The following is a 24,585-nucleotide window of genomic DNA, read 5'->3' as shown; positions in this document are numbered from 1 at the left end:
TTTTTACATCCTTTTATATCTAGTTAATTTTCAAAAAATTGACTTATATTAATCAAAATTTAAACGTTGTTTTAAAAGATATATATTTAACATTTTTACCACTTACTGTTGTTATCGGATAGTTACCTGCATTAAAATATGAAGCATCAAATGAAAGCCATAAATTTTTTGTTTGCTGATAGTTGGTTTCAACAACATATAATTCACCCAATTCTTTTTCGGTTGAACTAAAAAGCAAATTCGGCTTTGGTCTATTCTGAATCATACCCGGCGAATAGGTTCCGTCTTGATTACTATTTCTTGCCAGAAAGAACACTTGTCCCAAAACATTAAGCCTTTGTATAGGGTTTATTTTAATATACGGATTTAAACTTACCATATTTGTAGCTCCAATAGGAACTGCCAAGCCATAAGCCGGTTTGGCATACAGCAGATTATAGGTATTCAATTTACTGTCCCCATTATTATTATCTCCTGATGCTACGCTAGCCATAAAACCAATTATCCCTTTATTGGCAGGTAATACAGTTACATTTACATCGCCTAAAACTGTATAGGCACTAATCGATACATCATTAAACTTACCCGACTGATACGCTCCTTCTACCTCAAAATTCACTCTCTTATAATTTGAAAACAAGCGGATCCCATAAGTCTGTCTGTTTTCAGATCCAGTTTGGTAATTGTATTTTCTTAATTTGGATTGAAAATCAAGAGCAAAATAATCCAATCCTATTTTGCGGTTATTAAAATATTGGGTTCCATAAATACCTATCAATCCTTCTTTGAAACTTTCGTCATCAAAAACATATTGTTTGGATATTACTTTTGAAACTGCTAAGAAATCAACTCCTCCGTTTTTAAAAGCTTTTTTTATCACTATTCCATCAAAAGTTAATCTTGTGTTTGGACCTTCTCTTACCGTTATTAACCGATTATTACCGTATAACAATTCTTGTCTTCCTACTCTGAATTTCAAATAGTCTAATTTTACTTCAGCAAAAGCCTGATGAAGACTTAATTGATTTTCATCTATTTCTGGAGCAATCGGGTTGTCATTCAAAAAACGAAGTGTATTGTTGAATTGAATAAAAAAACGAAAATGATTGCCCACCTCAACATTAGAATGTACCATTAATCTATGCCAAAGTTGATTGGTTGAAATGTCTTGATACGTTGGCGGAACATCTCCAAAATTTATATTTTTATAAACCTGAAATTGTTCACGCAATTCTCCACCAAAAGAAATATAATTGTTTGCTCTTAAAGGAACATATTTCAGTTGGTCGAGCCCTTTTTTGAGACTGTCATTTTTCAAACTCGTAAAGTCATCATCATAGCGCAAAAGACTAATCTTATTTTGTGCTATAACGGGGTTTATTACCAATGCAAAAAGAAAAGCTATTTTGTAAATTAAAAGATTATTTTTTCCCATAAGAATTCTGATTGGTTGGGTTTTCTAGCTACCAATAATGTATTTAATTAAATTTTGAGATTGCAGTTTGAGATTGATTGAAATCCGTAAGTCATTACCATTGCGAATAATGACTTACGATTACTATCGCCTTAGCGAAAATTTAATATGGTTTTATGACTTGCCCCGTGTTAGCACCAAATACGCTTTTGCGAAAGCCATATTCCAGTTGCTGCATTGTTACAGGGACTTCACCAGGGAAATAAGGAAAATATTGAGGAGAATCTTCTATAACCGTTGGGCTTACTGCGTTTATACGAATATTATTTTCCAATTCAATCGCCGCAGCCCGAACAAAAGCTTCGACTGCGCCATTTGCTGCAGCTGCATTGGCAAAATTCAATTGTGGTTCATAGGTTAGACCACCTGTGATTAATGTAAATGACCCTTTGGGATTGATATAATGTTGACCAATGAGAACCAAATTGATTTGCCCCATCATTTTCCCATCAATTCCTTTTCTGAATTCCTTGTCGGTCATTTTCTTCCAAGGACCTACATGCGTTGGTCCTGCTGTAGATATAAGAGCATCAAACTGCCCTACTTGTTCAAATAGATTTTCTATTGATTCAGTCGATGTGATGTCTACCTGAAAGTCTCCACTATTAGACCCCACTCTTATAATTTCATGTTCTTTTTCGAATGCACTCGATAAGTGCTTACCCATGGTGCCCGTTGCACCTACGATGATAATTTTCATTTGCTTAACTTTTTATATTAATTAGTTTAGCAAAAGTATATCTTGACACAACCGACAGGATAGGACAAAAATAAAGTTGAATAGGACTTATTTGAAATACTCAATTCGCTTTTAAAATTTCGTTGCTGAGCGGTTAATTCGATTTAGAACTCAATTGTTCTAAAAGTTAAGTTTACTCTTGGTTTGGTTACTAGTTTAGTAGGCGGAAGTCTGTGTAACCAATGGGTTTGCGTTGTACCTTTCATCACCAATAAACTGCCATGCTCTAAAATTAATGAAACTGTTTCTTTGGTTTCTTTATGTTTGAATGCAAATTTGCGTTGTGCCCCAAAACTTAATGAACCAATTGCTCCATTCTTTTTTAAGTCTTTTTCAGCATCGCTATGCCAGGCCATTCCTTCATCGCCATTGTGATATAGATTGAGCAAACAGGAATTAAATGTTTCACCTGTTCTTTCTTCTACAATAGATTTTAATTCGAGTAATTCTTTTGTCCAAGGCAAAGCTCGCTTGGTATTGTTAGAATAAGTGTATTCAAACTCGGAGTCACCGTACCAAGCCACTTTTCGTTTTGTAATTATTAGTTTTCCGTAAATAATAGCTTGGTCATTTTTCCATTCTATTGTATTCAGCAAGCTATCCAAATAATGATTGGCTTCCTGATTGGTAAATAGCATTCCATAATAATTTACAATACCGTCTTTCGGCAATAAATTTTTAGATTCCCCTATTTCGTTGTCGAATAAATCCATTTTTTATATGCTGTTTTCATACAATGCCCACAAGGTCGAAATCCCTTTTTAACAGCCTCTTCCTCTGATGCAAAGAAAACTCTGTTCTCCCGTTTCATTCGTTTACCTGATTTGCATTGCAGTGTTCCGTATATGTTTAGTTTTCTATTTCCGCCAAAACTAATTTCTTTCTTTCTGATTTTTTGCCTCAAATCATTATCACTTATGTCAAGATGCTTTATCATTTTCTAACTCAAAGCATCGTGAAAAATAATTCCCAAAGTATGTCGCTCACCGCTATGTACTTCGCTTACTCCATGTTTCATGTTTACACGATAATATCCTTTGCTTCCTTTAATTGGTCGAAAGTTAGTTGTAAAAATTAACATATCCCCTTTTTTAGGTCTTAATACTATCGCTTTTGATTGTGCCCTTGGTGTTTGTTGGGTCAGCACAAATTCGCCACCAATAAAATCTTCATCAGGTTCATTAAGAAATAAAACTGTTTGAATCGGAAAATATACCTCTCCATACAAATCCTGATGCAAAGTGTTGTATCCGCCTTTGCCATATTTAAGAATCAAAACGGTTGCTTTTAGCTGATTATTTTCATGGCATTGTTCTAAAAGTTCTTGGTGTGCATTTGGGAAAGTCACAGGGATATTCAGCACTTTCATCCAAGCATTTGCAATTGGTGCCAGTTTTGGATATACACTTTCTCTAATACTCTGAATGAGATTAGGCAACGGATAATTGAAATATTTGTATTCGCCCAAACCAAAACGGTAGCGCTCCATCACTACCGTTTTTCTGTAAGCGTTTGTGTTAGTATAACCATTTATCAATTCGGCGCATTGATCGCTTGTCAAGAATTTTGGAATTATAGCAAATCCTTTTTCATGCATTTCTTCGACTATGTTTTGCCAATTGATTGACGCTACTTTTTGTTTTACCTCCATATCAATCCTAATTTTAATTTGCTATTATTTCGAAAAATATGTCGCATAATTCTTGTGGTTTACTAAAAAATGGTGAATGGCTTGTCTGCATTTGATAGACTTTTTCGCAAACTGTCTCAGTGTACATTTTTTGTTGAATAAAAGGCGTTACAGCTTTGTCTTCTGTACATTCTATATAATATCTGGGCACACTCCCGAAGTTTTCGTTGGTCAACTGCATTGGTGTATTAGCCGTTATTGCGCTTTCGTGGCTAAGTATCATTTTTGCCATTTGAAATATACTGTCATCACAATCGTGATACAATCCTTCTTTATAAATTTCGGGTTGCAAAGTATGAGAGTTCGTTTCTGGAAATCTTGTTACATAAGGTTTAAGAACTCCATTAACATCTTGCAAAGAATAATCTGCTTGGGTTTTGCCATTAGGAATTAAGTAGGCAGCCAAGTAAATTAATTTTTCGATTTTTTCCGGGCGATATTCTGCCGCTTGCGAAATCATTATACCGTTTTTACTATGGCCTACAAGTACAACTTTGCCATCAATGCTATCGATAAGAGTACAAATTTGCTCAACTGTTGTTTTTAATGTTACTTCTTCTATTGGAGTTTTATCTCGCCCCATACCCGGCAAATCGATTGCAAATACCTTATGACCTTGTTTTTCTAAAATGGGAACAACTCTGTGCCAATTCCATGAACTATGCCATGAACCGTGGATTAAAATAAATGTTGTCATTTTTTAATGATTTTAAATTATAGTACAAAGTTGGGTTTCATCAGAAAATAATAAAACCCGAAACTTGCTAACTTAAAATTCTAAATGCTTTTTTGTTCCTTCCCACCCTATTATAGCCGTTTTTCTGGTAGTTCCCCACATATAACCGCCAAACATTCCTGTGGATTGAATCACTCGATGACAAGGGATTAAAAATGCTACGGGATTACTCCCAATGGCTGTACCTACTGCTCTCGATGCATTTGGGTTCTCAATCTTATTGGCAATCGCTCCATAGGTTGTAAGTTGCCCCATCGGAATTTTTAAAAGTGTTTCCCATACTTTGAGTTGAAAATCTGTCCCTTTCAAATGCAGTTTTATTTGGTCTAATTTTGTCCAATCATGGGTAAAAATATAGAGCGCATTTTGCTGAATCGAATCAAGTAGTTGCCTGAAAGTGGCATTTGGAAAATGATTTTGCATTGTTGAAAATGCAGTAGATTCATCATCGACAAATGCCATATAACAAATCCCTTTTGCAGTAGATGCTACTATAATATTCCCAAATGGACTTTCGGCATAACTGTAATTTATAGTCAAATATTGCCCTCCATTTTTGTATTCAGCAGGAGTCATACCTTCAATATTGACAAACAGATCATGTAATCTCCCTGTACCTGAAAGTCCAGCTTCATGTGCCGTTTCAAAAAGTGTCACTTGATTTTCTTTCAATAATGTTTTTGCATATTCTACAGTAGTGTATTGCAAAAATTTCTTTGGACTTGTTCCTGCCCATTCACTAAAAAGTCGTTGAAAATGAAATGAACTTAAATGAACTTTCTTTGCAACTTCGTCAAGATTGGGTTGCTCTTTGAAGTTGGTTTTAATATATTCGATTGCTTCTGCAATGCGTTTATAATTGATATTTTGTTGCTCAGTCATCACGTTTAGATTTTATAATGTAAAGATCGAAAGAAATTTGCAGTCCTAAAATCCGAAACTTGCTAATGTTTAGTGTTCTGATTAATAATCAAATTATTGCTAAGAGCAATCCTCTAGCCTATGATGTACTTTGACAACTTATTTTTTTATTCCAACAAATCGGATCACTGAACCTTTACCAATATGATACTTGCCTTCATCCAAAATGATTTCTTTCTCCTCCAGTACCGCTATATCATAATTTTCGAAATCAGCTTTTATTTCTGCTATAGAAAACAACATATTAATATCTTTTGGACCACCCACTTTAGAGTTGAGTTCATTTAGCTCTTTATGCTTTTTACTGAAAGCCTCAAAAATAACCATTCCTCCCGGTTTAAGATATTCATTTAATTTCTTGTGCAAAATTGATTTTTTTGAGGCAGAGAAATGAGCATAAATCAAACCTATGGCATCAAATGACTCATTTTCAAACTCAAGTTGTTCCAAGTCACCAACAATATAATCCAAGCTAACATTCATTTCTTTTGCAAATTCCATTGTCTTTGACTTTCCTTCTTCACTCAAATCAAATGATGTTACTTCCCAACCCAATTGTGCTGCAAACACTCCGTTGCGACCTTCGCCATCTGCTGGCATCAATATAGATTTTGGTTCAATTTTTTGAATCCATTCTTTAAAAAAAACATTAGGTTCTTTACCGTAAGCAAACTCGACTTCTTTGTATCGCTCCTCCCACATGTTTTTATATTCTTTATCCCAGGCTTTATTCATAATCGTTACTTTTAAAATTGTTCTAAAATCATTTTTTTACTCGCAGTCATTCCTGCTGATGTTCCCATGGCTACAGCATTGGCAACTGTCCGAATGCGTGTTACATTATCACCACAGGCAAAAACTCCTTGAACAGTGGTTTCCTGAAAAGGATCTACTTTAATATAACCTTCATCAGTCAATTGGCAACCTAAGGTTTCCGGAATAAAGCAATGTTGTTTGAATGAATTGCGTGAATACATCACTTTTAAGGAAGACTTTGTGCCGTCTTTGAAAACGATATTTTGAAGATATCCATTGCTGTGTTCCAATCTTCCCACTTCCTTCTCTTCTATTTTTATGTGATGCTTTTTGAGTTTTTCGGTTTGTTCAACTGTCAAAGCTGACTTTCCGTTGGTAAATAACACTAAATCATTTGTCCAGTTAGAAATTAGTATCGATAGTTCATAACCATGATCTCCATTACCTAAAATGCCGGTTTTTTCATTTCTTACTTCATATCCATGACAATAAGGACAATGCAATACCGAAATACCCCAACAGTCCTTAAATCCTTCAATGGCTGGCATAGCATCTTTGATTCCAGTTGCAAAAATCAATTTCTCTGCACTAAATATTTCGCCTGAATCTATTTGAATTTCAAAACCATTTTCAGTTTTCTTACCATTTATTGCCAATCCATTAAAAAACGCTACGGTACTATACATTTGAACTTGTTGTTTCCCTAAACTTGCTATTTCGGTCGGGGTTTTCCCGTCTTGAGTAAGGAAGTTATGCGACTGAGGTGTTTGTGCATTACATGGTTTTCCGCTATCAATAATTAAAACATTTTTCAGCGCCCTGCCCAAAGCCATACCGGCTGCAAGTCCTGAGTAGCTACCTCCTACTATTATTACATCAAATTGTTTATTAACTTTCATCTTATTATACTTTATGTTTTTTGCTAAAGGAAAAGCTATTGCTATTAAAGCAAATCCACTTTGCTTTATAAATTCACGTCTTGAGGAAAAAGATAAAGACTCTTTAACAGATTTCACTCTCGACTATTTTTTATCGATTTTAGTTGATAACAGACGGATTATAAAATCTACAAAAGGAACACCGATAAAAACGACCCAAGGAACCAATGTGAGTGTAAGCAATAAAGTTTTTTGATACAAAGGCAGTACCAATGATGATTTTCCCAATAGATATAAAAAAAGCGTGATAGACGGATAAATTACAATCCATATCTTTAAGGAGGCTATTAATTTCATTTTTGTTTTCATATTTAGCTATTTATTGTTTTTTATAGACCATATGTAATTTGCATAGCATCATTGGTATATTTTACCCAATAATGATTATGCACGTTTCATACAGATTACTTTTTTGAATATTTATTCAACAAAAGTACTTCCTGATGAAACCTGTAGGATAGGACAAAAATGAAATTGAATAGGACTTATTTAAAATTACGTCGGAATGCTTCCGGTGAATGTCCGGTATGTTTTTTAAAAAATCGTATAAAATAGGAAACATCGTCATAGCCGAGGTGATAAGCTATTTGGTTAACCTGATTAGAAGTTGCGAGAAGTGATCTTTTAGATTCTAATATAATATGCTCGTTTATAAGCTCTGAGCATGTTTTACCTAGAACCTCTTTAGTAATTGCATTCAGTTGATAGGTCGAGAGATTTAATATATCCGCATATTGAGACACTTGCTTATATTGGGTAATATTTGCCTCCAAAAGTTCTAAGAATTTTTCCAACTGTTCCTGTGCATACGGATTGTTATCCGTAGCGGAAGCTTTCTTGTTTTGGCGATGTCTTATTAGTTCTATAAAGAAAATATTGAGATTGGATTGAATCACTTCTTCATATCCTTCCAGTTTGTTGCAATACTCTTTAAAAACGGAAGCCAAAATAGTATACAAGTTTTTAAATCCACTATCATCAAGATTGCAAAAGTTGATGTGACTTACCTTGCGCAAAAGTTGTTGCGATAACTTGCTTTGGGAATAAAAGAATTCTGTTTTAAAATGAATTAAATATCCTGTACTTCCAGCCTTCAAAGTAAGCTGATGCACCTGTCCTGGACGCATTAAGAATACAGAATGATTACAAATCTCATATTCTGTAAAGTCTATCTCGTGATAACCCGAACCTTTTTCCAAAACTAGCATATAGAAAAAATCGTGCCTGTGAAGTTCCTGAACCATGTCTTTGCCTTCTAGCAACACTTGAATATCCCTTATGCTAAATCTTCCAGACAAGTTGGGTTCTTTCTGGATTTCATGAATATGCCTTATTGGAATGTTTTCCATTTTTGCTTAATTCTTAACTTTTGTTGTGAGATCTTTTTACTTTGAATATCTAAAATCCTTTTGGCATTGTATTAGACGGATAGAAAGCTAATAACAAAGAAAAACAAACCCCTTTTAATTACCAAGAACTCATTATAGATTTAAAAAACAGAAGGAAACTTTATTCCACAAAAAAAGCCTTGAATTTCTTCAAGGCTTTTGACTTTTGGGTGGATGACCGGGTTCGAACCGGCGACCCTCGGCACCACAAACCGATGCTCTAACCAGCTGAGCTACAACCACCATTTTTGCTCTTAGCGGTTGCAAAGATAGAACAAATGTTTACTTATCCAAACAAAAAAATCAAAAAATTTAAAAAAAATTACATCAAATTTCCTAAACTATTGACAGCCAAACATCTCTCTACTGTAAAACCTTCAGCATATTCTACTCCAGTTAGCCTACCTAGATCTCTAGAACGATAACTTAGGCTTTCCATGAAGTTTTTACTCGATATTGGAGACTCTGGTTCTTTTGAATTTGGATCATAAAACTGCGAACGATATGCCAGTATCGATTCTATCTTAGTTTCCGTAAATCCAGTTATGTCTACTACAAAATCTGGCTCTATGTTTTTCCATTGTATATAATGATACACCACTTTGGGTCTCCAAGCTTTTTGAATGACACCATCCAAAGTCGTTTCGATTTTTTGCAAGCCAGATAAAAAACAAGCATCCGATACCAATTTGCTGCCTTTGCCATGATCGATATGTCTATCATCTATAGCATTGCACAATACGATCTCTGGTTGGTATTTTCGAATCATTTGAATGACTTGCAACTGATGTTTTTCGTCATTTACAAAAAAACCATCTCGCATACTCAAATTTTCCCTAACAGAAACCCCTAATATTTTTGCAGCAGCATTTGCTTCCTGATCGCGAATCTCGGCTGAACCTCGAGTACCAAGTTCTCCACGGGTCAAATCAACAATCCCTACTGTTTTACCTAAAGAAATCTCTTTTAAGATTGTTCCGGCACATCCCAATTCTACATCATCCGGATGTGCGCCAAAAGCTAGTATATCTAATTTCATTTATTTTTTTATTTAATTATTTTCAATACAAAATCTACTGTCTAAAAAACTCTCTTCATCGTCATTGACTTATTTACACTTTCCATCCATTCATTTTCAGGAATACTGTCTTTGGTTATTCCACATCCCATATACAGGTGTGCTTTCGAGTCACTAATTTGCATACATCGCAAATTCACAAAAAGATCTGAACTAACTGAATCAACTGCAAAACTTGAATTCAATTCGCCCAAAAATCCAGTATAGAAAGCTCGGTCATAATTTTCATTTTCCAAAATAAAATTTTTTGAAATTTCTTTTGGCAATCCACAAACTGCTGGGGTTGGATGCAATAAATGAACAACTTGTTTCAAACTGAAACCTGCATTCAAAACACCCCAAATATCCGTTTTCAAGTGCCAAACGCTCCCTGCTTTTACACTATAAGGTTCAGTAACCGAAACCTCCAAAGCTACCTCTTGTAGCTGATCTACAATATAATCGGTAACATATTGTTGTTCTTCTCTTTCTTTCTTTTCCCATGTAATTTTATCAGAGCCATAATCTTTTTGTGTCCCTGCCAAAGCCATTGTTTCAAAAACATTCACATTAGCTTTTACCAATTGCTCCGGAGTTGCACCAAGCCATACTCCAACTTTAGGGTGATAAAAGCAATACACAAAAGTATTGGTATACAATCGGACCAACTTTTCGAAAGTAGCAACCAAATCAAAACTTTCCAGTGGTACTATTTCTTTTCGAGAAAGAACTACTTTCTTAAAATCTTGGTTTTCTATGGCTTGAATCCCTTTAGAAACTAACTTTTCAAAATCATTTTTTTCTGAAACACTCGGAAGTTCGCTCTTTTGCCCTGAAATTTCAACCCCTCCTTTTTCCCATGCAACTCCAATTATTTCCGATTCATTTTCGGGAATCAAATGCGTTTTATTTCCATCGAAAGAAGCAAATACAAATCCTTTCTCAGTAAAATCAACTACATTAAACAATGTGTCGTTATGCTGAAACATTCCGATTATCGTATCTGAATTGGGTTTGCAATACAATACGAAAGGAAGTTTTTGCTCCTGTTGCTCTCTAACTTTTTCAAAAAAATCACTCATACTACTTTTTCTCTTTCGTCAAAACCATATTGGTTAATTTGCAAAGCGAAATTAAATTCCCTGCCTCATCCGTTATTTTTATTTCCCAAAGATGTAAACTTCTCCCCTTGTGGATAATACGGGCTGTTCCAAAAACAACACCTTCACGAATACTTCTTAAATGATTAGCCGAAATCTCAATTCCGCGTACTTCCTGTTCTTTATCATTAATAAAAAAATGCGAAGCTGCACTTCCCACACTTTCTGCCAAAGCCACCGAAGCACCTCCGTGTAACAATCCCATGGGTTGGTGTACCAAAGAATTAACCGGCATTTTGGCAACTAGAAATCCATCACCTGCATCTACAAACTCTATTTTCAACGTTTCCATCAATGTGTTTTTAGAAAACTGATTGCAATATTCTAGTATTTTATCTTTGTCTATTGTCATTACTTTTAATTTTTAAAGAATGTAAAAATACATTAATACCATTTATCTATTCAATATAGATCAATAAAAATTGAACATTTTTTATACTATATTAGCACTATTCTCGTACTTTTTTAATCTATTTATACTCATGAATGACACAAATAATCAATCCAAAATAGAAATAAAAAATCTAAAGCGTCAAACAATCTTACAAATCTAATTTATTCCTATTTTTACAAAAAATAACAAAACCAAATGCGCCACATCACCTTATTATTTTTAATTGGAATAGCACTTTCATTTTGCTCTTGTCGTAGTGATTTTGAGACCGTAGCCAGTACTGGTGATTTGACTTTCTCAAAAGACACTGTCTATCTGGATACCGTTTTTACCAATTTAAGTTCTAGCACCTATACCCTAAAAGTCTATAACCATTCTAAAAATGATATTTCAATTCCAACAATAAAATTCAACAAAGGATTAAGCTCAAAATACCGAATGAGCGTTGATGGTGCACAAGGCAATCAAGGTAAGATGTTCGAAAATGTAACACTATTGGCAAAAGACAGTTTGTATATTTTTATAGAAACAACTGTAGAAAGCAACGTTACTAACCCAACAGAATTTTTATATACCGATCAAATTGAGTTTGACGCTGGAGCTAATCTTCAAAAAGTGGAATTAGTAACTTTAGTACAAGACGCTATTTTATTATATCCTAACCGCAATGCTGACGGAACCACAGAAACACTCCCAATTGGTAATGAAAAAATAAATGGTTTTTATTTGGATAAAAACGATCCAATTCATGGTAATGAACTCCTTTTCACCAACAAAAAGCCTTACGTTATTTATGGATATGCTGCCGTCCCTGAAGGAGAAACCGTAACTTTTGATCCCGGAGCCAGAGTTTATTTTCATTCGGACTCAGGGCTTATCGTACCAAAAAACGCTTCAATACACATAAACGGAACTACTTCTACCACAGATAAACTAGAAAATGAAGTCCTTTTTGGCAGTGATCGTTTACAGCCCGATTTTGCTTATGTACCAGGGCAATGGGGAACTGTTTGGCTACAAAACGGAAGTACTAATAATAAAATCCAAAACCTTACACTCAAAAACGCTACGGTTGGATTACTAATCGATAATAATGACGGAACAACCGTTTCTATAAAAAACACACAGATTTACAACTGTACCCATTACGGAATTCAAGCCAAAAATGCGTTGATAGAAGGAGAGAATGTAGCCATTAATTATGCAGGACAAGCCAGTTTAGCCTGTACATACGGAGGAAATTACAAGTTCACACATTGCACCTTCAACAACAATTGGTCAAGTCCAGAACAAGTGGCGTTATTCATCAGTAATAATAGCGCAGGTGCCACTCCCGAAACCAAAGATCTCACAGCCGCTACATTCAACAATTGCATTATTTATGGTTCTTATTCAAACGAAATGCTTTTAAGTAAAAAAACAGGAGCTGCCTTCGAATACCAATTCAATAATTGCCTAATTAAGTCCAACAACACCAAGGATCCTAATTATCAGTTTGACACTGATCCCGTACATTACAATGCAATTATTACCAATAAAGACCCAAAATTCTTAAATGCCAATTTGAATAATTTTAATATAGACAATACATCATCCGCTTTCGCAAAAGGAAATCCGGCATATTTAATTCCGCTTGATATACTGGGGATTACCAGAACGTTGCCACCTGATTTAGGAGCTTACCAAAACAAACCATTTCCTAAAACGAAATAATCCCAAAATAGTCAATATTTAGCCATTTTTATTTTTAATGTACGAAAAAACATAATTTAATTACCTTCTCTTAACCTTTCATAATATAAAAAAAGTTAAATTTGTCTTAAGACACTTCTTACTAATATTGCTTGTAGTAATTAATTTCTTATAATTTAAATTTTATATTATGAAAAAAATCTACTCTTTATTATTTTTATTATCCATAACAATTGGGATAGCACAAATCCCAAATGGTTATTACACGACAGCAACAGGTTCAGGATATACCCTGAAAACGCAACTCTACAATATCATAAAAAACCATACGGACAATGGTTATGCTGGTTTATATACCACTTACCAAACTTCTGATATTGATAATTTTTATGAAAATGACGGAACTATATTAGACATGTATTCCGAAAAACCAACAGGTGCAGATCCGTACAATTATACTTCTGGATCAACACAAAGATGTGGCACTTATTCTAAAGAAGGAGATTGCTACAACAGAGAACATATAATACCACAATCGGTATTTAATTCGGCCGCTCCAATGGTTTCAGATGCCCATTTTATTACACCAACAGACGGAAAAGTAAACGGGCAACGATCAAATTATCCTCACGGAACCGTTTCAACAGCTAGCTGGGTCTCTCTAAATGGCGGAAAACTGGGTTCAAGTTCTGTGGCTGGATATACAGGAACCGTTTTCGAACCTATAAATGAATTCAAAGGAGACATTGCCAGAATGTATTTCTATTTCGCAACCCGATATGAGAATACCGTTGCTACTTATCCTTATCCTATGTTTGATGGATCAAGCAATAAAGTTTTTACTACTGCATTCTTAAACACGCTATTAGCCTGGAACGCGCAAGATCCTGTAAGCGCAAGAGAAATTGCCAGAAATAATGCGATTTATGCCCGACAAAACAATCGTAACCCTTATATAGATCACCCGGAATATGTTCAGGCTATTTGGGGTTCAACACCTATCTCGGATACACAAAGTCCAACTGCACCCGCAAGCTTAGTTGTCACATCAAAAACTGCGACATCAGTTACATTAAGTTGGTCAGCATCAACAGATAATATTGGAGTAAGCGGATACAATATTTATATGAACAATGTCTTAAAAACCAACGTAACAGGGCTAACAGCTACCATCACTGGACTAACAGCTTCAACAAACTATTCATTTTATATAAATGCAAATGATGCCGCAGGAAATACATCAGCACCAAGCAATACAGTAACAGCAACAACAAACGGTAACGAGACTACTGCTACAGATTTACTTTTTTCTGAATACATTGAAGGTTCTTCCTTTAATAAAGCTCTTGAAATTGCAAATTCAACTGCAGCTCCAGTTAATTTATCCATTTATTCCATCAAAAAACAAACCAACGGTAGTGGTCCATGGAGTACAGGACTAAATTTATCAGGCACTCTAAATAGTGGCAGTAAGTTCATTATAGTAAACAGTTCTATCTCATCAACTTGTTATCCTCCAAGTTTTGCGAATTTTTCAACATCAGCAACCGAGTTGAATTTTAACGGAAACGATGCCATTGGTTTATTTAAAAATGGAGTACTAATTGATATTATTGGAACTTTCAATGGAGGAACCGCAAACTTTGCTGCCGATGTAACTTTAAGAAGAAAATCTACTGTCACTTCGCCAAGCACAACATTTAATTTATCTGCTCAATGGGATTCTTTCACTACAGATACTTGTACTGATCTTGGAAGCCGAATGAATGTTAAAGAAGTAAAAAATGAAACAGTTTCAGATTCTAGTGATTTTACAATTTACCCAAATCCTTCAAATGGAAATTGCACCGTTTATTACAACAATTCAAACAAGGAATACTCTATTGAAATCTTATCATTATTGGGGCAAAATATTTATAAAAAAGAAAACCTTACCCAATCTTCGGTATCAATAACAAACATTCCAAAAGGAATTTATTTGATTAAAATAACCAACGATTCAAAATCTATCAATAAAAAAATAATAATCAACTAATTAAAAGTTCTACTACCAATAAAAAAAGCGGCAAAATTGTCGCTTTTTTTTTATTCATATTTTAATCTTAATTGACTAAATTTGCACCGTTAAATACAACAAACTACACAACAATGATCCATTTCTTTGAAAACCAAAGCAAAACTGTTTTTGCAGTACAAACGCAAAACGAAATTTCGGCTCAAGACATTTCAAAACTCAACTGGCTATTTGCCGATTCCAATAAAATAGAAAAATCCGTCTTGTCGGATTTTTTTGTTGGACCTCGTGCCACTATGATCACCCCTTGGAGTACCAATGCGGTGGAAATCACTCAGAACATGGGGATTTCTGGAATCATTCGTATCGAAGAATTCCATAGAGCAACGGCTGATTTTAATGATTTTGACCCTATGCTTTCGCAAAAATATACTGAGTTGAATCAGGATATTTTTACCATCAACGTTCAACCAGAAGCTATTCTGAACATTGATGATATCGCTGCATACAACCAATCTGAAGGTCTTGCTTTGAGCATTGAAGAAGTAGAATACCTAGATAATTTATCTACTAAATTAGGCAGAAAACTAACTGATTCTGAAATTTTTGCTTTCTCACAAGCTAATTCAGAACACTGCCGCCACAAAATCTTCAACGGTACATTTGTTATTGATGGAGTAGAAAAAGAAACTTCTCTTTTTAAATTAATCAAAAAAACGTCTCAGGAAAATCCTAACGATATTGTTTCTGCTTACAAAGACAATGTAGCATTTCTAAAAGGGCCTAGAGTACAACAATTTGCTCCTAAAACAGCTGACAAACCTGATTTTTACGAAGTAAAAGAATTTGATTCAGTTATCTCTTTAAAAGCTGAAACCCACAATTTCCCAACAACTGTAGAGCCTTTCAACGGGGCTGCAACAGGATCAGGAGGAGAAATTCGTGACCGTTTAGCCGGAGGACAAGGTTCGTTACCAATGGCTGGAACTGCCGTTTACATGACTTCATATTCCAGATTAGAAGAAAACAGATCATGGGAAGATGCTGTAGCCGAAAGAAAATGGTTGTACCAAACTCCAATGGATATCTTAATAAAAGCTTCGAATGGAGCATCAGATTTTGGAAATAAATTTGGACAACCGCTTATTACAGGTTCTGTTCTTACTTTCGAACATGAAGAAAACAACCGTAAAATTGGTTATGATAAAGTAATCATGCAAGCTGGTGGAATTGGATACGGAAAATTAAACCAAGCCATCAAACACAAACCACAAGAAGGAGACAAAATTGTTATTCTTGGTGGAGAAAATTATAGAATTGGAATGGGTGGTGCTGCGGTATCATCTGCAGACACTGGAGCTTTTGGTTCTGGAATAGAACTAAACGCTATTCAACGTTCTAACCCTGAAATGCAAAAACGTGCTGCCAATGCAATTCGTGGTTTAGTAGAAAGCGACAGCAATCCTATCGTTTCTATTCACGATCACGGTGCGGGAGGACACTTAAACTGTCTTTCTGAATTGGTGGAAGAAACTGGAGGATTAATCGATTTAGACAAATTGCCGGTTGGTGACCCTACTCTTTCTGCAAAGGAAATCATTGGTAACGAATCCCAAGAAAGAATGGGATTAGTTATTGGTAAAAAAGATATCGACACTTTACAAAAAATTGCAGACAGAGAGCGTTCTCCTATGTATCAGGTAGGTGACGTAACTGGTGATCACCGTTTTACATTCGAATCTAAAACTACTGGTATAAAGCCAATGGATTATGCTTTAGAAGATTTCTTTGGTAGTTCTCCAAAAACGGTAATGACTGACAAAACAGTTGATTACAATTATGCCGGATTAGAATACAACATAAAAAACATTTCAACTTACTTAGAGCAAGTTTTACAACTTGAAGCTGTAGCTTGTAAAGACTGGTTGACCAATAAAGTAGACCGTTGTGTTGGTGGAAAAGTAGCTAAACAACAATGTGCCGGACCATTACAATTACCATTGAACAATTGTGGTGTTATGGCTTTAGACTACCAAGGAAAAGAAGGAATTGCAACTTCTATTGGACATTCCCCTATTGCATCCTTAATTGATCCTGTTGCAGGAACAAGAACTGCAATTGCAGAATCTTTATCGAATATCGTTTGGGCACCAATCAAAGACGGATTGAAAGGAGTTTCTCTTTCTGCCAACTGGATGTGGGCTTGTAAAAACGAAGGTGAAGATGCTCGTTTATATGCTGCTGTAGAAGGTTGTTCTGAATTTGCAATCGAATTGGGAATCAATATTCCAACAGGAAAAGATTCACTTTCGATGAAACAAAAATATCCAAACGATGAAGTAATCGCACCGGGAACGGTAATTATTTCTGCGGCTGGAAACTGTACTGATATTAGAAAAGTAGTAGAGCCTGTTTTACAAAAAGACGGAGGTTCTATTTATTATATTAATTTATCTCAAGACGATTTCAAACTAGGAGGTTCTTCTTTTGCTCAAACACTAAATGCTATCGGAAACGAAGCACCGACAATCAAAGACGCTGCTTTCTTCAAAAATGCATTCAACACCCTTCAGGAATTGATTTTAGACAATCAAATCTTAGCAGGACATGATATCGGAAGTGGTGGTTTAATCACTACTTTACTGGAAATGTGTTTTGCTGATGTTAATTTGGGAGCCAAAATCGATTTCTCTGTTTTTGAAGAAAAAGACATTATCAAATATCTTTTTGCCGAAAACATCGCAGTTGTTTTCCAAGCCAATTCAGACGAAGCGGTTGAAGCTAAATTAAAAGCAAACAATGTTGCTTTCTACAAATTAGGAACTGCAACAACCGAAGCTACATTAGATTTTGGACCTTGTAAATTAGACATCGCCAAATACAGAGATGTTTGGTTTAAAACTTCTTTCTTATTAGACCAAAAACAATCTAAAAACGGAACTGCACAAGCACGTTTTGACAATTACAAAAATCAAGCTTTAAACTATACTTTCCCATCTCATTTTACGGGTAAAGCACCAGTTATAGATTCGTCTAAACCACGTCCGAAAGCAGCAATCATTCGTGAAAAAGGAAGTAATTCTGAGCGTGAAATGGCCAATGCTATGTACTTAGCCGGATTTGATGTAAAAGACGTTCACATGACCGATTTGATTTCTGGACGTGAAACTCTGGAAGACATTCAGTTTATTGGTGCTGTGGGTGGATTCTCTAATTCAGATGTTTTGGGTTCTGCCAAAGGTTGGGCTGGAGCCTTTTTATACAATGAAAAAGCAAAAACAGCATTGACCAATTTCTTCAAAAGAGAAGATACACTTTCTGTTGGAATTTGTAACGGTTGTCAATTGTTCATCGAATTAGGATTGATCAACCCAGAACACAAACACAAACCAAAAATGCTCCATAACGAAAGCCAAAAGCACGAGAGCATCTTTACATCTGTAACAATACAGGAAAACAACTCAGTGATGCTATCAACACTTGCTGGTGCAACACTTGGAGTTTGGGTTTCACACGGTGAAGGAAAATTCAGCAAACCAATGGATGAAGAGCACTACAACATCGTAGCTAAATACGGTTATGAGGGCTACCCAGCTAACCCTAACGGTTCTGATTATAACACAGCCATGATGTGTGACACAACCGGACGTCACTTGGTTATGATGCCACACATTGAGCGTTCTACTTTCCAATGGAACTGGGCACATTACCCAAAAGATAGAAATGACGAAGTTACACCTTGGCATGAAGCCTTTGTGAATGCCAGAAAATGGATTGATAAAGTTTAATCTTTTTTATAAATCTAAAAAAACTCATTCTATAACCGAATGAGTTTTTTTTTCCCAAATCATATAAATCTAAACAAAAAACATTCCAGAAAGTTGTACCCGCAGCTTTCAGGAACTCATTAATCTTTTATAATTAACCTACACACATGAAAATCATTTCTTTACTATTTTCTGTATTTTTATTAAATACAGCGCATTCTTATGCACAACTTAAAATCACAAAAATCAACGACAAAAACAATGACCATTATATCGTCACAGTTATTGGTTACCCTATAGCAGGTCTTTATGTTTTTAAAAATCAAACAGAACCTATAACGCTATTAAACGAAAACGGAACTGGAATTATGCAAGATGAAGAACTTAAAAAAGAACCAATTATTTGGGGAATTGAATGTTCTGAGTCAGGAATTCCACTTTTCAAAGAAGGATTTGATAGTGCAAAATATACTCTTTGGTATAAAATAGATTCAAACAAAGCGGATGAAAATGAGTGGATTTCCACCCAATTTTCAATTCATCACAACAATAACAGAATGTTTATTTCCGGACAAAGAATGAAAGAATTTACCGAGTAATCAACACTGTTTTAAGCAGTTGAATAAGTAGTAATTCCTATTAATTCCAGCATACTTTATTTAAACAAGAAATCGATTTCGTTGGATATCAATTATGTAATTATATTTTTCATATTTATTATATAAAAAATAAAAATTATTATTAAATTTTATTTAATTTGCAATAAAATTAATAATTTTTCAATGACAAATATTACTCGCATTTTTGATTTCCCTTACTATCAGCAAGAAAAATTTAACAAATCTGATGCTTTAGTAACCAAGCAAAATGGGGTTTGGATAAAAACCTCATCTCAAGAATACATTGATAAATCTAATGCTATTTCTAGGGCATTGCTACGAATGGGTATTCAAAAAGACGATAAGGTCGCTATTATTTCAACCAATAATAGAACTGAATGGCATATCATGGATATTGGCGTTTTGCAAACAGGAGCACAAACCGTTCCTATTTATCCAACAATCGCTGAAGAAGATTACGAATATATTCTAAATCATTCTGGAGCCATGTATGTTTTTGTTTCAGATATTGAAGTCTTAACCAAAGTAAACAGCATTAAAGGAAATGTTCCTTCATTCAAAGAAGTATTCTCTTTTAACGAAATTGAAGGTTGCAAAAACTGGAAAGAATTGCTTCAGCTAGGGGAAGACCAAAGCAATCAGGACGCTGTAGAGGAACGTAAAAACAACGTAAAACCAGCAGATTTAGCTACAATCATTTATACATCAGGAACAACAGGAAGACCAAAAGGTGTAATGCTTTCTCATGTAAATATTGTTTCAGACGTTCTTAATAGTGCAACAAGAATCCCTTTCGAACCTGGTACTACCAGAGCCTTAAGCTTTCTTCCTATTTGTCATATATTCGAAAGAATGATTTTGTATTTATACCAATATTATGGCGTGTCTGTATATTTTGGAGAATCAATAGACAAAGTAAGTGATAATCTAAAAGAAGTAAGACCAAACGTTATTACGGCAGTACCAAGACTATTGGAGAAAGTATACGATAAAATCTATGCCAAAGGAACTGAGTTAACTGGGTTTAAAAAGACACTTTTCTTTTGGGCAATCGACTTAGGATTGCGTTATGCACCTTATGGAGACAATGGATTTTGGTATGAATTTCAATTAAAAATAGCTCGAAAATTAATTTTCAGTAAATGGCAAGAAGCTTTAGGAGGTAATCTAGACCTAATGGTTTCCGGAAGTGCTGCTTTACAACCAAGACTGGCCCGAGTTTTTGCAGCAGCAGGAATTCCAGTTATGGAAGGATATGGTTTGACTGAGACCTCTCCTGTTATTACTGTAAATGACATGAGAAATAGAGGTTACAAAATTGGAACAGTAGGTAAAGTCATTGAAAATGTTGAGATCAAAATTGCCGAAGACGGAGAAATCCTTTGCAAAGGTCCAAACGTAATGATGGGTTACTTTAAAGATCCGGAAAAAACTGCCGAAGCGATTCAAAACAATTATTTCCATACAGGAGATATTGGGGAAATTGACAGCGAAGGTTTCTTGAAAATTACTGACCGTAAGAAAGAAATGTTCAAGACCTCAGGAGGAAAATATATTGCCCCACAAATTATTGAAAACACCATGAAACAATCTCGTTTTATCGAGCAGATTATGGTAATTGGAGATGGTGAAAAAATGCCGGGAGCGTTCATACAACCTAATTTTGATTTTATCAAAGAATGGGCAAAATTACATAACGTTGAGCTTGGTAACACTAATGCGGAAATCGTTGCTAACCCAAAAGTAATTGCTCGTGTTCAGGAAGAAGTAGACAACATCAATAAAAAATTCGGAAATTGGGAACAAATCAAACGCTTTGAATTGACTCCAGAAGTTTGGTCTATAGATGGCGGACACCTAACTCCTACCCTTAAACTAAAACGAAAAATCATATTAGAAATCTATAAAGACCTATATGCTAAAATATATGGTCACAACTAAAATCAAAATAATATAACCAAAGGAAAAGGCTGTCTTCATCAAGACAGCCTTTTTTATTGCATCTTATCAAAGCGCTAAAGAAGATTTAAAATTAACCTTTTTTTACACAAAACTTTTCTGTAAGAATGTGGTAATTCTCTTTATTAATTCTATTTTTGAGAGAAAATCAACACATTCACTTATAACCCCCATCTATACTCTATAATGAAAAAAAGTCTTAAATACATTGACGGGAACTCAGATAAATTCTGGGAAATTGAAGTTGCAGGACTAGACTATACTGTTACTTACGGAAAAAATGGAACGTCAGGTACCTCTCAAACAAAAAGCTTTACTACTAACGAAGAATGTTTGAAAATGGCTGAAAAAATGCTAACCGAAAAAATAAAAAAAGGATACTCAGAAAACGGTGAAGTCGATGCGATTTCTAAACCAAAATCAGCTAAAAACAAAAGCTCTGATGAAGTCTTAGAAGAGTATGATGCTATCATAAAATCTAAAAATATTAATCTGTTACTTCCTTTCCTGAAAGAAAAGGCAAAAGGAAATATTGAAGCTTTAAAAAAGCACATCAAAAAAAGCAAACGCTACTGGATGACCTATACTGATTTAAGTAAAGATCCAGATTACGTAAAAAAGGACAGATACGATTACGGCTGGGGAACTCGAGGTGACAACAAACAAAGAGAAATTATTACACTAAGCGCAATTGCATTATTTGACAAAACTGATATTACTCCTTGGGATGAAGCACTTTCCATACTTGAGGAACTGGATTCCAAACCGTATCTATTAGAGGTACTCTTATGGGCAAAACCAAATTGGCTGGACACCTTTATCTTAGATAAAACAAAAAGACAAGATTGGGTCAATTTTAATTATTACGCGCTTCGTAAACTTGAAGATCATGGTTTATTAAAATATAATCCTGAGTTGTATGCTTTAACCTTAGCGGCTACTTATGAGTGGCGAACCAAAATGAAAACCAGAGTTTTTATTCGCAAAGTGCTAGAAGATAAAACAACTTATCAAAGAGATGTTCCTGAGTTATTTAATTATGAATCTGTAGTTCATAATCATTTATTCAGAGATAATTCATCCCAAAAACATGGTGAATTTAATGCCTGGAGCATTATTTACAAATCTTTATTAGATGAGAAAAAAATGGATCGCGCTTTCTTTATTGAAAATGCAATCCAAATTCAAACGAAAGAATGGAACAATAACTTAAAATCATTTTTCAGAAAAAGAATAGAAGAATTTAATGCTACTGAGGACGAACTTATAGTATATCAGGAAAATATATTCTCTTTACTGCATAATGCCCACCCACCAATTACAAGTTACGGAGTTGAGCTTGTTAAAAAAATATACACACATCCAAAATTCAAAACCAAATCATTTCTGGAGTGGCTCGAACCTCTAATGATGCGAAATGATTGCAAAGCAGCCATAAAAAACGTTTTACCTATTTTGGAGAAGATAACGAAATCAAACCCAAAACTAAGCAACACTATTACCTCTCTGATTGCGGATATTTACGTAATAGCTGATTTGACTTTGCAGGAACGTGCCACAAAAATTATTTTAAAGATAGCTTCTGCAAAAGATAAAGCGCTCAAAGAAAAACTCTCCTCCTATGTTTCTTTAATGCAAGGAAACATAAAATCGGGATTAAGTCAGTTTATAGATGAAGATTCATTAGCGATCGATGATTCCGGTTTTGAAGAATATCAATTTGAAGCAAAAAAAGAAACGTTACTTAACGAAGAAGTACAATTACCACAAGATTGGAATGATATTCTTTTTCAATTCGGGAATTTTATTGGTTCCGAAGAAGTTTTAGATACCGAAATCCTGATGAATGTTTATATCCAGCAAAGAGATTTATTCCCAGCAGATTATAATTCACAATTGCTGCCGTATGAAAAACAGTTGCAAAAAAAACATTTCGAAAGTATTCACAAGAATTACATGGAGTCCTTTTTGACTCAAAAAATAGCCAATATCAATGGTAAATTCCATAACGATTTTAGACCTTTTTCAAAAATAAATACACTGGCTTTAATCAAGCCATTATTAGACAAAGTACAGCAAAAGATCGAATCAAATTCTGTGTTGCCTATGCTTTCATTCCCAAGCCACAAGCCGTATTGGGTTGCCCCAAAGGTTTTGTTGGAAAGAGTAATTGCGTACCAAAAAACAAACGAAGAAATTAATTCTACCGATTTAGCAATTGCAATTGCCCGTATGCCGAGAGAAAATGTAGAAGAAGCCATTCCGTTATTGAATCAGGTCGAAGGAGAATTAAAGCAGCTATTATCGTTCTGCTTAGGTGTAAACGAAAAACTAACAATAGATTCGGATTCCTTATTTTCAAAACTTTTGGCCACAATGGGCAAAGCCACAAAAGAAACCGGATACTTATCCTTATGGGCCGTTGCAGCAAGAACCTTTTACCCTGATGAGACATTCCCTGAATTCGAAAATACGTATCTAAAAGAAGTACCGTTTGTTATGACTCCGTTTGAACCGCAAATTACATTTAAGGAAGAATGGAACGAATGGACGGATTATCGAACCAAGAAAAAAGAACGATCAGCCTCATGGTTTGAACTACGTTTTGATATGCCTGACTATAAAAAAACGCCAAACTATCTTCTTTACAGCCAGGATATTTACGCTAGATCAAACAGTTGGGATTATAATTTGAATTATGCCGGAAACACCCATTACTGGCATAGTTTAACGCCTCAAAATTCTGATGCATTAGCCTTGACTTTATTGAATAACTGCCGAACTACTTATGGTGCTAAACCAGAATTAAAAGGCTTTCTGGAAGTAATGAGCAGTCCTGAATTTAGATTCTCTGAAAATACCCTGTTTTTATTTGCTGCATGTTTCTTTCAGGAAAAGAAAGATCTACGATTAATAGCTTCCGAAACTTTAATAAATCTGGTAGAAAAACAAGTTATTGATATTGAGAAATTTGCTCAAAAATCGGCCTTTTTAGCTTCCGAAAAGTATGGTGCATTTACAAGACTAACAGATGCAATAATAGCTTTAAAAGATATTTCGCCTTTGCATAATAGTGCTTTGTTTCAATATTTAAATGTGTTTTTCGAAAATCTGAATGCAACCGATAAACTACCAACAGGTTTTAAAAAAGTGGTAGAAAGCTATGTCGATATTCTAATCAAGACCAACCAAAAACCATCTCCTAAAGCCATTTTATTCTTTGAGCAATGGAAAGATAACTCTTCGCTTAAATCATTAATTAAGCAAATTTTAAAATAAA

Annotated in this window: 20 protein-coding genes and 1 tRNA gene; 6 read left to right on the top strand and 15 right to left on the bottom strand. The window is 34.7% G+C overall.

Annotated features, from left to right (window positions below):
• Positions 1-52 precede the first annotated feature (52 nt).
• The 15 genes from OZP08_RS11060 to OZP08_RS10990 form a co-directional block, all read right to left on the bottom strand.
• Positions 53-1,435: an alginate export family protein gene (locus tag OZP08_RS11060; protein ID WP_268846148.1), complete on the bottom strand. Its 1,383-nt coding sequence runs from the start codon at positions 1,433-1,435 to the stop codon at positions 53-55.
• Positions 1,436-1,577: 142 nt separating this feature from the next.
• A complete protein-coding gene (locus OZP08_RS11055; RefSeq protein ID WP_268846147.1) occupies positions 1,578-2,174 on the bottom strand; it encodes a short chain dehydrogenase in 597 nt (198 codons plus the stop codon).
• A gap of 143 nt (positions 2,175-2,317) precedes the next feature.
• Positions 2,318-2,926: an alpha-ketoglutarate-dependent dioxygenase AlkB family protein gene (locus tag OZP08_RS11050; RefSeq protein ID WP_268846146.1), complete on the bottom strand. Its 609-nt coding sequence runs from the start codon at positions 2,924-2,926 to the stop codon at positions 2,318-2,320.
• Complete coding sequence (locus tag OZP08_RS11045; protein WP_268846145.1) at positions 2,902-3,150, bottom strand: Ada metal-binding domain-containing protein; 249 nt, start codon at positions 3,148-3,150, stop codon at positions 2,902-2,904. Before OZP08_RS11045 ends, OZP08_RS11050 begins: the two co-directional genes overlap by 25 nt.
• Before the next feature lie 3 nt (positions 3,151-3,153).
• The gene (locus tag OZP08_RS11040; RefSeq protein WP_281321840.1) at positions 3,154-3,864 is read right to left on the bottom strand and encodes a 2OG-Fe(II) oxygenase; all 711 of its coding nucleotides are present in this window, start codon (positions 3,862-3,864) and stop codon (positions 3,154-3,156) included.
• A 13-nt stretch (positions 3,865-3,877) separates the two neighbouring features.
• Positions 3,878-4,600, bottom strand: coding sequence for an alpha/beta fold hydrolase (locus OZP08_RS11035; RefSeq protein ID WP_268846144.1), 723 nt, complete (start codon positions 4,598-4,600; stop codon positions 3,878-3,880).
• Positions 4,601-4,672: 72 nt separating this feature from the next.
• Positions 4,673-5,521 (bottom strand): bifunctional helix-turn-helix domain-containing protein/methylated-DNA--[protein]-cysteine S-methyltransferase, encoded by an 849-nt coding sequence (locus OZP08_RS11030; protein ID WP_268846143.1) that lies wholly within the window; start codon positions 5,519-5,521, stop codon positions 4,673-4,675.
• 138 nt (positions 5,522-5,659) lie between these two features.
• Positions 5,660-6,295 carry a class I SAM-dependent methyltransferase gene (locus tag OZP08_RS11025; protein WP_281321839.1) on the bottom strand — a complete coding sequence of 212 codons (636 nt, stop codon included), beginning with the start codon at positions 6,293-6,295 and terminating at the stop codon, positions 5,660-5,662.
• A gap of 11 nt (positions 6,296-6,306) precedes the next feature.
• On the bottom strand, positions 6,307-7,215 hold the full coding sequence (locus OZP08_RS11020) for an NAD(P)/FAD-dependent oxidoreductase (RefSeq protein ID WP_268846142.1): 909 nt from the start codon (positions 7,213-7,215) through the stop codon (positions 6,307-6,309).
• Between the two features lie 123 nt (positions 7,216-7,338).
• Positions 7,339-7,551, bottom strand: a complete 213-nt coding sequence (locus tag OZP08_RS11015; protein ID WP_268846141.1) for a hypothetical protein — start codon at positions 7,549-7,551, stop codon at positions 7,339-7,341.
• Between the two features lie 188 nt (positions 7,552-7,739).
• Positions 7,740-8,603, bottom strand: a complete 864-nt coding sequence (locus OZP08_RS11010; RefSeq protein ID WP_281321838.1) for a helix-turn-helix domain-containing protein — start codon at positions 8,601-8,603, stop codon at positions 7,740-7,742.
• A gap of 208 nt (positions 8,604-8,811) precedes the next feature.
• A tRNA-His gene (locus tag OZP08_RS11005) sits at positions 8,812-8,885 on the bottom strand.
• Between the two features lie 79 nt (positions 8,886-8,964).
• Complete coding sequence (bshB1, locus tag OZP08_RS11000) at positions 8,965-9,681, bottom strand: bacillithiol biosynthesis deacetylase BshB1 (protein ID WP_268846139.1); 717 nt, start codon at positions 9,679-9,681, stop codon at positions 8,965-8,967.
• A 41-nt stretch (positions 9,682-9,722) separates the two neighbouring features.
• On the bottom strand, positions 9,723-10,781 hold the full coding sequence (locus tag OZP08_RS10995; RefSeq protein WP_268846138.1) for a chorismate-binding protein: 1,059 nt from the start codon (positions 10,779-10,781) through the stop codon (positions 9,723-9,725).
• Position 10,782: 1 nt separating this feature from the next.
• Positions 10,783-11,211, bottom strand: a complete 429-nt coding sequence (locus OZP08_RS10990) for a PaaI family thioesterase (RefSeq protein ID WP_268846137.1) — start codon at positions 11,209-11,211, stop codon at positions 10,783-10,785.
• 237 nt (positions 11,212-11,448) lie between these two features.
• Here OZP08_RS10990 and OZP08_RS10985 point away from each other — a divergent pair, with 237 nt between their 5' ends.
• The 6 genes from OZP08_RS10985 to OZP08_RS10960 all read left to right on the top strand — a co-directional run bounded on the left by OZP08_RS10985 (position 11,449) and on the right by OZP08_RS10960 (position 24,584).
• Positions 11,449-12,966, top strand: coding sequence for a right-handed parallel beta-helix repeat-containing protein (locus OZP08_RS10985; RefSeq protein WP_281321837.1), 1,518 nt, complete (start codon positions 11,449-11,451; stop codon positions 12,964-12,966).
• A gap of 169 nt (positions 12,967-13,135) precedes the next feature.
• Positions 13,136-14,980: an endonuclease gene (locus OZP08_RS10980; protein ID WP_281321836.1), complete on the top strand. Its 1,845-nt coding sequence runs from the start codon at positions 13,136-13,138 to the stop codon at positions 14,978-14,980.
• A 113-nt stretch (positions 14,981-15,093) separates the two neighbouring features.
• A complete protein-coding gene (gene purL, locus OZP08_RS10975) occupies positions 15,094-18,747 on the top strand; it encodes a phosphoribosylformylglycinamidine synthase (RefSeq protein WP_281321835.1) in 3,654 nt (1,217 codons plus the stop codon).
• 146 nt (positions 18,748-18,893) lie between these two features.
• Positions 18,894-19,325 (top strand): hypothetical protein, encoded by a 432-nt coding sequence (locus tag OZP08_RS10970; RefSeq protein WP_268846133.1) that lies wholly within the window; start codon positions 18,894-18,896, stop codon positions 19,323-19,325.
• Positions 19,326-19,508: 183 nt separating this feature from the next.
• Positions 19,509-21,287: an AMP-dependent synthetase/ligase gene (locus OZP08_RS10965; RefSeq protein ID WP_281321834.1), complete on the top strand. Its 1,779-nt coding sequence runs from the start codon at positions 19,509-19,511 to the stop codon at positions 21,285-21,287.
• Between the two features lie 204 nt (positions 21,288-21,491).
• Positions 21,492-24,584: a DUF6493 family protein gene (locus tag OZP08_RS10960; RefSeq protein ID WP_281321833.1), complete on the top strand. Its 3,093-nt coding sequence runs from the start codon at positions 21,492-21,494 to the stop codon at positions 24,582-24,584.
• Position 24,585 lies beyond the last annotated feature (1 nt).

This window comes from Flavobacterium aestivum, assembly GCF_026870175.2.
In the GTDB taxonomy this organism is placed as follows: domain Bacteria; phylum Bacteroidota; class Bacteroidia; order Flavobacteriales; family Flavobacteriaceae; genus Flavobacterium; species Flavobacterium aestivum.
Note: the sequence above shows the minus strand (reverse complement) of the source record. Positions and strands in the feature narration are given on the sequence as shown.

What these genes read in the sequence shown, in the direction of transcription:
- OZP08_RS11050 (WP_268846146.1), bottom strand. Translation starts at nt 2,926, where the DNA reads ATGGATTTATTCGACAACGAAATAGGGGAATCTAAAAATTTATTGCCG.
- OZP08_RS10965 (WP_281321834.1), top strand. Translation starts at nt 19,509, where the DNA reads ATGACAAATATTACTCGCATTTTTGATTTCCCTTACTATCAGCAAGAA.
- OZP08_RS11020 (WP_268846142.1), bottom strand. Translation starts at nt 7,215, where the DNA reads ATGAAAGTTAATAAACAATTTGATGTAATAATAGTAGGAGGTAGCTAC.
- bshB1 (WP_268846139.1), bottom strand. Translation starts at nt 9,681, where the DNA reads ATGAAATTAGATATACTAGCTTTTGGCGCACATCCGGATGATGTAGAA.
- OZP08_RS11045 (WP_268846145.1), bottom strand. Translation starts at nt 3,150, where the DNA reads ATGATAAAGCATCTTGACATAAGTGATAATGATTTGAGGCAAAAAATC.
- OZP08_RS11015 (WP_268846141.1), bottom strand. Translation starts at nt 7,551, where the DNA reads ATGAAATTAATAGCCTCCTTAAAGATATGGATTGTAATTTATCCGTCT.
- OZP08_RS10990 (WP_268846137.1), bottom strand. Translation starts at nt 11,211, where the DNA reads ATGACAATAGACAAAGATAAAATACTAGAATATTGCAATCAGTTTTCT.
- OZP08_RS10995 (WP_268846138.1), bottom strand. Translation starts at nt 10,781, where the DNA reads ATGAGTGATTTTTTTGAAAAAGTTAGAGAGCAACAGGAGCAAAAACTT.
- purL (WP_281321835.1), top strand. Translation starts at nt 15,094, where the DNA reads ATGATCCATTTCTTTGAAAACCAAAGCAAAACTGTTTTTGCAGTACAA.
- OZP08_RS11055 (WP_268846147.1), bottom strand. Translation starts at nt 2,174, where the DNA reads ATGAAAATTATCATCGTAGGTGCAACGGGCACCATGGGTAAGCACTTA.
- OZP08_RS10960 (WP_281321833.1), top strand. Translation starts at nt 21,492, where the DNA reads ATGAAAAAAAGTCTTAAATACATTGACGGGAACTCAGATAAATTCTGG.
- OZP08_RS10970 (WP_268846133.1), top strand. Translation starts at nt 18,894, where the DNA reads ATGAAAATCATTTCTTTACTATTTTCTGTATTTTTATTAAATACAGCG.
- OZP08_RS10985 (WP_281321837.1), top strand. Translation starts at nt 11,449, where the DNA reads ATGCGCCACATCACCTTATTATTTTTAATTGGAATAGCACTTTCATTT.
- OZP08_RS11025 (WP_281321839.1), bottom strand. Translation starts at nt 6,295, where the DNA reads ATGAATAAAGCCTGGGATAAAGAATATAAAAACATGTGGGAGGAGCGA.
- OZP08_RS11035 (WP_268846144.1), bottom strand. Translation starts at nt 4,600, where the DNA reads ATGACAACATTTATTTTAATCCACGGTTCATGGCATAGTTCATGGAAT.
- OZP08_RS11060 (WP_268846148.1), bottom strand. Translation starts at nt 1,435, where the DNA reads ATGGGAAAAAATAATCTTTTAATTTACAAAATAGCTTTTCTTTTTGCA.
- OZP08_RS11030 (WP_268846143.1), bottom strand. Translation starts at nt 5,521, where the DNA reads ATGACTGAGCAACAAAATATCAATTATAAACGCATTGCAGAAGCAATC.
- OZP08_RS10980 (WP_281321836.1), top strand. Translation starts at nt 13,136, where the DNA reads ATGAAAAAAATCTACTCTTTATTATTTTTATTATCCATAACAATTGGG.
- OZP08_RS11010 (WP_281321838.1), bottom strand. Translation starts at nt 8,603, where the DNA reads ATGGAAAACATTCCAATAAGGCATATTCATGAAATCCAGAAAGAACCC.
- OZP08_RS11040 (WP_281321840.1), bottom strand. Translation starts at nt 3,864, where the DNA reads ATGGAGGTAAAACAAAAAGTAGCGTCAATCAATTGGCAAAACATAGTC.